Annotated in this window: 10 protein-coding genes; 5 read left to right on the forward strand and 5 right to left on the reverse strand. The window is 59.3% G+C overall.

Annotated features, from left to right (window positions below; genetic code table 11):
* Positions 1-23: 23 nt before the first annotated feature.
* Complete coding sequence (locus RTU96_RS06005; RefSeq protein ID WP_312635544.1) at positions 24-488, reverse strand: DUF1934 domain-containing protein; 465 nt, start codon at positions 486-488, stop codon at positions 24-26.
* Entirely contained in the window at positions 454-1,269 is an 816-nt protein-coding gene (murI, locus tag RTU96_RS06010; protein WP_312635545.1) for a glutamate racemase, read from the reverse strand. The genes RTU96_RS06005 and murI overlap by 35 nt, the downstream gene beginning before the upstream one ends.
* Before the next feature lie 209 nt (positions 1,270-1,478).
* On the opposite strand from murI, the gene RTU96_RS06015 reads away from it, so the two are divergent.
* Together RTU96_RS06015 and RTU96_RS06020 are read left to right on the forward strand one after the other, a co-directional pair.
* A complete protein-coding gene (locus RTU96_RS06015) occupies positions 1,479-1,892 on the forward strand; it encodes a hypothetical protein (protein ID WP_293008175.1) in 414 nt (137 codons plus the stop codon).
* Positions 1,893-1,971: 79 nt separating this feature from the next.
* A complete protein-coding gene (locus tag RTU96_RS06020) occupies positions 1,972-3,090 on the forward strand; it encodes a DUF362 domain-containing protein (protein WP_312635547.1) in 1,119 nt (372 codons plus the stop codon).
* Positions 3,091-3,134: 44 nt separating this feature from the next.
* Here the strand turns inward: RTU96_RS06020 and RTU96_RS06025 are convergent, their stop codons facing one another.
* From RTU96_RS06025 to mtaB, 3 genes are all read right to left on the reverse strand, one after another.
* The gene (locus tag RTU96_RS06025) at positions 3,135-3,317 is read right to left on the reverse strand and encodes a DUF4177 domain-containing protein (protein WP_312635549.1); all 183 of its coding nucleotides are present in this window, start codon (positions 3,315-3,317) and stop codon (positions 3,135-3,137) included.
* A gap of 82 nt (positions 3,318-3,399) precedes the next feature.
* Complete coding sequence (yfbR, locus tag RTU96_RS06030) at positions 3,400-3,975, reverse strand: 5'-deoxynucleotidase (RefSeq protein ID WP_312635551.1); 576 nt, start codon at positions 3,973-3,975, stop codon at positions 3,400-3,402.
* On the reverse strand, positions 3,972-5,267 hold the full coding sequence (gene mtaB, locus RTU96_RS06035; protein WP_312635552.1) for a tRNA (N(6)-L-threonylcarbamoyladenosine(37)-C(2))-methylthiotransferase MtaB: 1,296 nt from the start codon (positions 5,265-5,267) through the stop codon (positions 3,972-3,974). The genes yfbR and mtaB overlap by 4 nt, the downstream gene beginning before the upstream one ends.
* 124 nt (positions 5,268-5,391) lie before the next feature.
* Between mtaB and RTU96_RS06040 the strand changes: the two genes are divergently transcribed.
* The 3 genes from RTU96_RS06040 to RTU96_RS06050 all read left to right on the forward strand — a co-directional run bounded on the left by RTU96_RS06040 (position 5,392) and on the right by RTU96_RS06050 (position 8,974).
* Positions 5,392-6,525, forward strand: a complete 1,134-nt coding sequence (locus RTU96_RS06040; RefSeq protein ID WP_312635554.1) for a cysteine desulfurase family protein — start codon at positions 5,392-5,394, stop codon at positions 6,523-6,525.
* A 215-nt stretch (positions 6,526-6,740) separates the two neighbouring features.
* Positions 6,741-8,153, forward strand: coding sequence for an MATE family efflux transporter (locus tag RTU96_RS06045; RefSeq protein ID WP_312635556.1), 1,413 nt, complete (start codon positions 6,741-6,743; stop codon positions 8,151-8,153).
* Positions 8,150-8,974 carry a putative RNA methyltransferase gene (locus tag RTU96_RS06050; RefSeq protein ID WP_312635557.1) on the forward strand — a complete coding sequence of 275 codons (825 nt, stop codon included), beginning with the start codon at positions 8,150-8,152 and terminating at the stop codon, positions 8,972-8,974. Before RTU96_RS06045 ends, RTU96_RS06050 begins: the two co-directional genes overlap by 4 nt.
* Positions 8,975-9,957: the final 983 nt, after the last annotated feature.

The raw sequence follows: 9,957 nt of genomic DNA on the forward strand, positions 1-9,957 counted from the left end.
TGACGGAAGGCACGTTCCTTCTGTCAGCTTTTGGGCCGTACGCGGATTTTAAACGCATTTTTTCCCGTGGCGGTGTGGTCCACCGCGATGGAATATCGGATTTCAAGAAGGCCTCCCCGCTCCGTCAGGCTGTGGCGCAGGAAGCTGGTTAAAATGTCCACGCTCAGTTCTCCCATGGGCGTTTCATACAAAGACGTGTGCTGCCGCCCCTCCTCGAAAATCATCTGAGAGTTCACCTTGCCCGCGCGGGTCAGAAAAACCTTCTGCCCCCGCAGCTCGAAGGTGGTGACGGTGCCCTCCATCCCGGTGAGGGCGCTTTCCTCATAGCGCAGCAGCAGCCCGTCCGGGAGCGGGCGCAGCGTCCCCTCGGTGGTCAGCTCCGTACCGTCGGGATCGCAGCCGTCAAAATACTGCTCTCCCCGCACGGAGATAATCACCGGCAGGGGCGGGCTTTCAGTATCGGTCGATATCAATTTGATTGGCTCCATGGCGCAAATCCTCCCGCAGGAACCAGGAGGCGGTTTCCTCGAAGCTCTCCACCCGGTCGCTGACATAATATGTGGCGTCGCCGTGACGACCCTCGCTGTTTCGCAGCTCTCCCGCCTTCAGCAGCCGTTTCAGCTCAAAGGCGGACTCCTCTCCGGCGGACACCAGCTCTACCTCCGGTCCCATCACTCCGCCGATAATTTCCTCCAGAAGGGGATAGTGGGTGCAGCCCAGAATCAGGGTGTCCACGCCTGTCTCCTGCATGGACGCAAGATACTCCCGGGCCACGGTTTCAATCACCGCGTCCCCCTTGCGGAAACGTCCGTTTTCAACCAGAGGGACGAACAGGGGACATGCCTTGGAAAACACCTCAATCTCCGGGTCCAGCTCCGCAAGGGTCTTTGCATAAGCCCCCGCCCGGACGCTGGCCTGTGTCGCAATCATGCCAACCCGCTTGTTTTTTGTCACCGCAACGGCCCGGCGGCAGGTGGGCTCCACCACGCCTACCATGGGCAAATCGTTTTCCGCCTGCAACGCGGGCAAAGAGGTGGTGGATACGGTGCCGCAGGCAATCAAAATTGCCTTGAGGTCAAAGGATCGCAGGAACCGCACGTCCTGCCGCGCGTATTTCAAAATCGTCTCCCGGGACCGGCCCCCGTAGGGGACGCGGGAGGTGTCTCCAAAGTAAATCAGGTCCTCCTCGGGCAAAATCTCCCGCAGGGAGCGGATGGCGGTCAGCCCGCCAAGCCCGGAGTCGAACACGCCGATGGGTCGCTTATCCATGCAAAGTGCCTCCATATCTGTGGCTGAAAGGGCCATATTCCTATCATATAGCCCCAACTTGACCATTATACTATGTATGTGAACACCGGGCAAGACAGATTTTAGGCTTTTTTCCCGGTTTTTGATGTGGAATTTCCAAATGGGATTTGGTATAATGCTGAAAGGATCGGCCTTGCGGCCGAAAAAACCGGATGAGGGAGGTGTTTGCCGTGAAGATCGAGCTGACAGAGCAGCAGTATCGCTATCTGCTGGATCTGGTGTACATCGGGAATTGGGTGATGAACTCCGCCCGTGAGGACGACCGCATTGCGGAATACGACAAGGTGGAGAGCCTGATCTTCTCTCACTGCCCCGCCCACGGAATGCATAAGCTGGCGGAGCATCTGGACGGGGAGATTATCCCCTCCCGCGCGTTTGCCGACGGCGGAATTCACGAGGCCATCGCAGATTATGAGGATGTGGTGTTCTATGAAATTCTGGCGGAGGAGCTGGCCCTGCGGGACATGGACGGAGAGCCCATGACCAGAGAGAATTACAACGAGCTGATGGAGCGCATCGATACTTATATGGACGAATTTGAAGAGCACGGGACGGACCACGTGAACGTGGAGCTGGACGAGTAAGCAGAGGCAATTTCGGGAATAGAACAAAGAAAGCGCAGGAAAAGAGCACAGGAAGAGAAAACAGGGAGGAAAACTGAAGATGGCAGGAAAGGCAAAGGTTTATTTTGCGGATTTCCGGGCCCCAAGCTGGCGGGAAAATCTGCCCCAAAAGCTGGCGCGCCTGATGATGACCGCCGGGTTTGGCGACATCAACATGGAGGGAAAATACGCGGCGATCAAAATGCACTTCGGCGAGCCGGGGAATTTGGCGTATCTCCGGCCAAACTGGGCCAAGGTAGTGGCGGACCTTGTGAAGTCTCAGGGCGGAAGACCTTATCTGACGGACTGCAATACACTGTATGTCGGCGGGCGGAAGAATGCCCTGGACCACATCGAGTCGGCCTATGTAAACGGGTTTTCCCCCTTTTCAACCGGCTGTCACATCCTAATCGGCGACGGGCTGAAAGGAACCGACGAGGTTCTGGTGCCAGTGGTGGGCGGCGAATATGTGAAAGAAGCCAAAATTGGCCGGGCGGTGATGGACGCGGACGTGTTCATCTCTCTGACCCACTTTAAGGGCCACGAGCAGACCGGCATGGGCGGCACGCTGAAGAACATCGGCATGGGCTGCGGCTCCCGGGCGGGGAAGATGGAGATGCACAGCTCCGGTACGCCCTATGTCAAGCAGAAGCGGTGCATTGGCTGCGGCGCGTGTGTGAAAATCTGCGCTCACGACGCGCCCACCGTCACTGACGGCAAGGCCTCTATCGACCCGGTCAAATGTGTGGGTTGTGGAAGGTGCCTTGGGGTCTGCCCCAAGGATGCGATTGTTGCCGCCAATGACGAGGCCCCCAACATCCTGAATAAAAAAATCGCGGAGTATACCAAGGCAGTGGTGGACGGACGGCCCTGCTTCCATGTGTCGCTGGTGCTGGACATCTCGCCCAACTGCGACTGCCACGGGGAAAACGACGCGCCCATTGCCCCGGACGTGGGGATGTTTGCCTCCTTTGACCCGGTGGCGCTGGATCAGGCCTGTGCCGACGCGGTGAATGCCCAGCCCGTGATGGCGGGCTCCGCCCTGTCCGACGGGGCGTGGGACTGCAATTGTGGCGACCATTTCGTCGCGCTCCATCCCGACACCGACTGGCGCGTGTGTCTGGAGCACGGAGAAAAGCTGGGTCTTGGAACCCGGGAATACGAGCTGATTAAGATTTAAAACAAGCGCGGGCTTCGGAATCCTCCGAAGCCCGCGCTTGTTTGTCAAAAACCTTCCGCCGCGCTGTGTTCTCTAATAAATACGGAAAATCCATCTCCATCCCGGCAAAATTCCCAGCCCTGTTCGCCCAGCGCATTCCATTGCGTCTCCAAGTCGGTAATCTTTTTATCATAATTGAAGCCCGTCTCAATATTGAATTTCACAAACTTATATTCATATTGCTTCATAAGAATCCGTCCTTTCAAATTTGCGCGTGATTGCTTCTGGCCCCAAATAGCCCACTGTTACCAAAAATACTGAAAGCGCACCTTATTTTAGCTGGTCCAGCGTCAGGGAAAAGCTGTCCATAAAGGTCTTGAGAAAATAGTCCACCTCGGGAAGGCCGAAGGCCTCTAGCGCGGCGCGGGTCTGCCTTGCCGCATCGCCAAACTCGCCGTTTCCGGCCTTGACCTCCTCCACGCACTTAATATAGGCGGAGAGCTTGTCCGCCGCCTTCACCAGCGCCCGCAGCTCCGGGTCTGGAATTTCCAGCACCGGGGCATAGCTCTCCCGCAGCTCCGAAGGCAGCATTTCCAGCAGCTTCCGGTTTGCTTCCGCTTCCACTTCCTGATAGGCGGAGCGGATGGAGGGGCTGTAATACTTTATGGGAGTGGGCATATCGCCGGTGAGAATTTCCGACGCGTCGTGATACAGCGCCGCCACCGCCGCCGCACCGGGGTCCACATGACCGTCGAAGCGCTTGTTCCGGATGAGCGCCAGCGCATGGGCCAGCACCGCCGTCTGGTGGCTGTGCTCCTGCACGTTTTCGGGGGCGGTGTTGCGCATCAGCGCCCAGCGGGAGATGAACCGCAGCCGGGATATATATGCAAAAAAGTGGCTTTTCATGGCGTTTCCTCCAATTCTCCCAACAGGGCAAATCCCTCTGTGCCGGTGATGCGGGTGGCAAGCACGCGGTTGTGAAGGTTCTCGCCGCCCGGAACCAAAACTTCCGTATAGTTGGGTGCGTGACCGGAAAAGTGATTTCCCTTGGCCTGCTCAAACAGCACGGGGTACACCTGCCCCACACAGCCCGCAAGATATTCTTTGCGCATTTCGTCCGCCACGGTGGCGGCCCGGGCGGCCCGGTGTTCCTTCACGGCGGCGGGAATTTGCGCAAGCTCTGCTGCCGGGGTTCCGGGGCGGATAGAATAGGGGAAAATGTGCATCCGGGCAAAGCCGCACCGGCGAATAAAGTCCAGCGATTGGGAAAATTCCTCCTCTGTCTCGCCGGGGAAGCCCACGATCATGTCGGTGGTGACGGCGGGGCGGTCAAAGTATTCCTTCAGCAGCGCCACGGAGCGGAAATACCGCGCGGTGTCATACTTCCGGTTCATGCGCTTCAAGGTTTCGTCGCAGCCGGACTGCATGGACAGGTGAAACTGGGGGCAGAGATTGGGCAGCTTCGCGGCCCGGCGGCAAAAGTCCTCGTCGATGGTGCGGGGTTCCAGACTGCCCAGCCGCAGCCGAAGACCGGGGGCGGCGGTGCTGAGAATCTCCATCAAATCAATCAGGCTCTGACCGGTCTTTAAATCCGCTCCCCAAGAGGAAATCTCGATGCCTGTGAGCACCATCTCTTGATATCCCGCTACCGCAAGCTCTTTGGCCCGCGCCGCCGCCTCCTCCGGCGGCAGGGAGCGCACGGGGCCGCGGGCGTAGGGAATAATGCAGTAGGAACAAAAGTTGACGCAGCCGTCTTCTACCTTCAGCATGGCCCGGGTGCGGCCCTCCAGCCCTCCGGCGGGGAGAATTTCAAAGGCGCGGCGGTCAAACACGCGATCCACGGCCTCCATGGGCCTGCGGTCCTCCAGCTCCTGCTCCAGAAGGTCCAGAAAGCCCATCCGGTCCCCGGTGCCCGCAATCAGGTCCACGTCCAGCTTGCGCACGTCCTCGGGCCGGGTCTGGGGATAGCAGCCGCACACGGCCACCACCGACCCGGGGTGTTCCCGCCGGGCGCGGGAGAGCATCTGGCGGGACTTCTGGTCGCTGACGGCGGTGACGGAGCAGGTGTTCACCACATAGGCGTCCGCCGCGCCTGAAAAGGAAACGATTTCGTGGCCACGGCGGGAAAGCTCCTGCTCCATGGCCTGCGTCTCATATTGATTCACCTTGCAGCCCAGGGTGTAAATGGCGATTTTCATGGATTCTCCTTGCTATTTCAGACGATTTTCTTTATAATAATACGATTGAGCCGCAATTGGCGGCACAACTCTATTATACGTGTATTTTACCGCTGGGGCAAGCCCCAATCAAAGGAGTGTTTTCATGATTTATCTCGACCACGCCGCCACCACGCCGGTGCCGAGGGCGGTGGCGGAGGAGATGGTCCGCGTGCTGACGGAGGAATACGGCAATCCCAGCTCCCAGTACGCCTATGGCCGCCGCGCCAAAAGTCTGGTGGAGGACTGCCGCGGAACCGTGGCGCAGGCCCTTGGCTGCGAGACGGCGCGGCTGTTTTTTACCGCCTGCGGAACCGAGTCGGACAATTGGGCCTTCACCGCCGCCCTGTGGCAGAACCGGCGGGTGGGAAAACATATTGTCACCACCGCGGTGGAGCACAGCGCCGTGCTGGAGCGGTGCCGCTGGCTGGAACAGGATGGGTATGAGATTACCCGCATCCTCCCGGACAGGGACGGGAATATTCCGGCAGAGAAGGTGCTGAAGGCTGTCCGGCCGGACACGGTGTTGGTGAGCGTGATGCTGGTGAACAATGAGACGGGGAACGTTTACCCTATTTCGGAAATTGCCGCCGGGCTGGGAGCGAAAAATGAAAAAACCCTGCTGCATACCGACGCGGTGCAGGGCTTTTTGAAAATCCCCTTCTCCGCCAAAACGCTGGGCGCGGACTTCATTGCTCTTTCCGCCCACAAAATCGGGGGGCCCAAGGGCATCGGCGCGCTGTATATCGGCGGGCGGGTCCGCGCTCCGCGCCCCTTGCTGCCCGGCGGAGGGCAGGAGTCCGGCTTTCGCGCCGGGACGGAGGCCACCGCCCAGATTGCGGGTTTTGCCAAAGCGGTGGAGCTGCGGCTGGAGGATTTTGATGTGAAGCTGCGGCACATGGCGGAGATCAAAGCCTACGCCGTGGAGCGGCTGGGGGAAATCCCAGATTTGAAGTTTGTCGCAAAGGGGACCGCGCCCCATGTGCTGTCCGTCTCCATGCCGGGGTATCCCAGCCAGAACGTGGTGAACGAGCTGTCAGAGGCGGGCATCTGCATCTCCGCCGGGTCCGCCTGCCATCAGGGAAAGCCCAGTCAGGTGACGGCGGCGCTGGGTCTTGAAAAGCGGGAAGCCGCCGGAGTGGTGCGGCTGAGCTTTGGACCGGAAACCACAAAAGAGGAAATTGACGCGGCGGCGGACGCCCTGCATCGGCATCACGACGCCCGGTTTCCCATGCTGTGACGCGTCTGAAAATTCCCGCGCTGTTTACAGCAATTCCACAAAAAACTGCAAAAAGTTCAGCGTGCAAAATGACAGTCTGCTGCGTTGTTGTCCTTGACGGGCGTCAGCCCGTCAGCGTCCTCCGCCTTGCAGCCATTTTACGCTGCTTCCTTTTTTCGCATTCTTCTGTGGAATTGCTGTAGAAACAGTTGGGGGCATATTCTGTATGAAATATTTTGAGAACGATTGAGGTAATTATGTTTTCCGTGCTTCGCCAAAAGCCAGGCTTTTACGGCCGACTGTGGAAGCTGTCGCTTCCGATTATTCTGCAAAATCTTATTACCACGTCCCTTGGCTTTGTGGACACCTTCATGGTGGGCCTGCTGGGCAACGATGAGCTGTCCGCGGTCACTGCCGCCAACACGCCGATATTTCTGGTGCAGGTGATCATTTTTGGGGTGATGAGCGGCCTTACGGTATTGGTGTGCCAGTATTGGGGCAAGGGAGATACCGTTTCCATCAACCGTGTGATGGGCGTGGCGGCGTATGCGGGACTTGTTGTCTCCGGGCTTGCGGCGCTGGTGCTGTTTTTGTTTCCGGAATGGGTGATGGGCCTTGTCACCAACAACGCGGGGCTGATTGTACTGGGTGCGCCGTATGTGCGGATTGTGGGCATATCCTATGTGTTCAACGCCGTCAGTTCTGTGTATGTTGGAATGCAGAGGAGTACGGAAAATCCCGGTTTTGGCATGGTGGTATTTGCTATTTCCATGCTGTTGAATACATTTTTGAACTACTGCCTGATTTTTGGAAAGTTTGGCGCGCCCCGGCTGGAAATTGCCGGCGCGGCGCTGGCCACGCTGACTGCTCGGGTGGTGGAATTTGCCATTGTATTTATATACGCCGTTACCAACCGGCGGATTCCGCTGGTCCCCCGGGCGCTGCTGCGCCCCGGCAAAGCCATGGCAAAAAGCGCGGTGGTCTATGCAGGGCCGGTCATTGTGAACGAAACGCTGTGGGGTCTTGGCACAGCGGTGATGACCGCGATTATGGGACATACGGTGATCAGCGCGGATATGCTGGCGGCCTATGCCATCATGGGCAATATTGACAAATTTGCCACGGTGGCCTGCTTCGGGCTGGCGGGCTCCACCGCCGTCATCGTGGGCAAGCGCATCGGTGAGCGGGCCTCGGAGGAGGAGGTTTACAATCTGAGCTATTGCCTCTTGCTGGTGTCTTTTTTACTGGGAGCGGGGGTTGCCGTGGTGCTGGCGGTGCTGCTTCCCACGCTGTTTATTCCAATTCTCTATCCGCTGTTCAGCCTGACGGAAACCGCCGTAAAGGTGGCGGTGACCATGTGCACGGTCTATATCGTGATGATGCCCATGAAATCCTTCGACGTGTCCAACATCACCGGTGTGCTGCGCGCGGGCGGAGACGCGCGGGCGGCGGCGATTCTGGACTTGCTTCCCCTGTGGCTGGTGGCGGTGCCGCTGACAGCGCTGACAGGACTGGTGCTGAACGCGCCTATTTGGCTGGTGTGCTTGTCTATTTACTCGGAGAATATCTGCAAAATGCCCGCGGGATTTTTCCGGTTTAAAAGCAGGAAGTGGATTAACGACGTGACCATTCGCGAGGGAGAGACATGAGTAGTCTGTTCCGCTGTCCTCTGTGCGGCGGGGCGCTGGAGCGGGCGGAGAGAACCTATGCCTGCCCCGGAGGGCACAGCTTTGACATCGCAAAAGAGGGGCATACCCATCTGCTTCCTGCAAATCAAAAGAACTCCGCCGCTCCGGGCGACGATCCCGGCATGGCCGCCGCCCGGCGGGACTTTCTCTCCCGGGACTACTATCGCCCGCTGCTGGACGCGCTGTGTGCTCTGGCTGTCTCCCACACGGGACCGGAGCCTGCGGTTTTGGACGCGGGCTGCGGAGAGGGGTATTACACCGCAGGAATTTATCATGCGCTGCGCAAGGCGGAAAAGCGCCCCTGCATGGCGGGGACGGACATTTCCAAGGCTGCGGTGCGTCTGGCGGCAAAACGGGAAAAAGCCGTGGAGTTTGCGGTGGCGTCTTCTTACCGGCTGCCGCTGGCGGATGGGTCGGTGGAGCTGCTGCTGAATTGCTTTTCTCCCCTGTGTGTTCCGGAATTTCGGCGGGTGCTGCGCAGCGGCGGAAGCTTTTTGTATGTGGTGCCGTCGGCCATGCACCTGTGGGAGCTGAAGGAGATTCTCTATGACACGCCCTATCCCAACGAGGAGAAGCGCACGCCCTACGAGGGCTTTGCCTATGAAACCGTCGTCCCTGTGGAGGGGCGGATAGAGCTGAATTCTCAGGAGGAAATTCACGCGCTGTTTCAGATGACGCCCTACTACTGGAAAACTCCGAAGGAAGGGACGGAGCGGCTGGCAGCCGTGGAGCGCCTTTCCGTTCGGATTGGGTTTCACATTCATGTTTTCCGGGCGGAGTAGCCTAAAGTGCAAAACCGAATGAAAAGCCGCCTGAAGATTATTCTTCAGGCGGCTTTTTTTAATGTTTTTAAAAGAATGCTGCAAAAAATCTGTCCGCAGTCGTGGGCTGAATGGCAAAGGGAGGAAAGCAAGCATACACTGTATTGGGTTTCGCCAGCCTACTATCATGAAAGGAACTTCGAATATGGCTTTCAGAAACTGTTCGCATTCCAACTCTGGATGCGATAATTCCTCTACAAATTCTGAGGATTGCGGAATGAAGATTCATTCCGGCTCTTCTTGCAATTCCTATTGCTGCATTCCCGGCCCTCCGGGCCCTCCCGGCTGTCCCGGCTGTCCCGGACGGCAAGGCCCCACCGGACCTACCGGTCCGCAGGGTCCTCAGGGACCTGCCGGAGCCACCGGCCCCGCCGGTCCCCAGGGCGTCGCTGGTCCACAGGGTCCTCAGGGGGCCCAAGGTCCTCAGGGTCCTGCCGGAGCTAACGGGGCTACCGGCCCTGCCGGCCCTCAGGGTCCCCAAGGTCCACAAGGTCCGCAGGGTCCCTTTGGCCCGCAAGGCCCCATCGGGGCGACTGGGGCGACCGGTTCTACCGGTGCCACGGGAGCGACTGGTGTAGGCGCAACCGGCCCCACCGGGGCGACTGGAGCGACCGGTCCCACAGGTCCTACCGGAGCAACTGGCGTAGGCGCGACTGGCGCAACCGGCCCCACCGGGGCGACTGGAGCGACCGGTCCCACAGGTCCTACCGGAGCAACTGGCGTAGGCGCGACTGGCGCAACCGGCCCCACCGGGGCGACTGGAGCGACCGGTCCCACAGGTCCTACCGGAGCAACTGGCGTAGGCGCGACTGGCGCAACCGGCCCCACCGGGGCGACTGGAGCGACCGGTCCCACAGGTCCTACCGGAGCAACTGGCGTAGGCGCGACTGGCGCAACCGGCCCCACCGGGGCGACTGGAGCGACCGGTCCCACAGGTCCTACCG

Origin of the sequence: Oscillibacter sp. (assembly GCF_032018205.1) — a bacterium.
In the GTDB taxonomy this organism is placed as follows: Bacteria; Bacillota; Clostridia; order Oscillospirales; family Oscillospiraceae; genus Oscillibacter.

Coding starts and splice junctions, on each gene's coding strand:
- RTU96_RS06005 (WP_312635544.1), bottom strand. CDS start 488: ATGGAGCCAATCAAATTGATATCGACCGATACTGAAAGCCCGCCCCTG.
- murI (WP_312635545.1), bottom strand. CDS start 1,269: ATGGATAAGCGACCCATCGGCGTGTTCGACTCCGGGCTTGGCGGGCTG.
- RTU96_RS06020 (WP_312635547.1), top strand. CDS start 1,972: ATGGCAGGAAAGGCAAAGGTTTATTTTGCGGATTTCCGGGCCCCAAGC.
- RTU96_RS06025 (WP_312635549.1), bottom strand. CDS start 3,317: ATGAAGCAATATGAATATAAGTTTGTGAAATTCAATATTGAGACGGGC.
- yfbR (WP_312635551.1), bottom strand. CDS start 3,975: ATGAAAAGCCACTTTTTTGCATATATATCCCGGCTGCGGTTCATCTCC.
- mtaB (WP_312635552.1), bottom strand. CDS start 5,267: ATGAAAATCGCCATTTACACCCTGGGCTGCAAGGTGAATCAATATGAG.
- RTU96_RS06040 (WP_312635554.1), top strand. CDS start 5,392: ATGATTTATCTCGACCACGCCGCCACCACGCCGGTGCCGAGGGCGGTG.
- RTU96_RS06050 (WP_312635557.1), top strand. CDS start 8,150: ATGAGTAGTCTGTTCCGCTGTCCTCTGTGCGGCGGGGCGCTGGAGCGG.